Origin of the sequence: Pseudomonas yangonensis (assembly GCF_009932725.1) — a bacterium.
Taxonomy (GTDB): domain Bacteria; phylum Pseudomonadota; class Gammaproteobacteria; order Pseudomonadales; family Pseudomonadaceae; genus Aquipseudomonas; species Aquipseudomonas yangonensis.
Window position 1 is genome coordinate 1 of sequence record NZ_BLJU01000183.1, and the last position, 420, is coordinate 420.

General features: G+C 59.3%; 1 protein-coding gene. It reads right to left on the reverse strand.

The features are described from left to right. On the reverse strand, positions 1 to 420 hold a 420-nt coding region (locus GYB81_RS24000; protein WP_233787686.1), incomplete at both ends, for an ATP-binding protein.

The window sequence follows — 420 nt, forward strand, 5'->3', positions numbered from 1 at the left end:
GGCAACAGGAAACGCCAAACGATACTTAATATCATTTGCGAGTAAATTGAATTTACATTCTATACAATTAGGTCGCGTCAAGGGCCGCGGGCAGCAAAACGTGGCAGAAGCAGGCCGAAGCCGCGGCGGACTCATACGCCCACATTGCTCCCCGCCCTGCAAGGCGATGCCGCCACGAGCGATGCTCAGTCCGAGTCCGAAGCCTCCGTCACCAGGGCGCGCCTCATCAAGTCGCGCAAAGGGCTTGAAGATGCACCCCAGCTCTGACTCATCCACACCGCATCCTTCATCGCTCAGCTGCAGATGCCAGCGCTCATTTTCCAGCCACCCCTGCAAGCGCCCGACACCGCCCTGCGCCGAATGCCCAATAGCGTTGCGCAGGATGTTCTCCAACGCCTGCGCCAGCCCGTTGAGGTTACC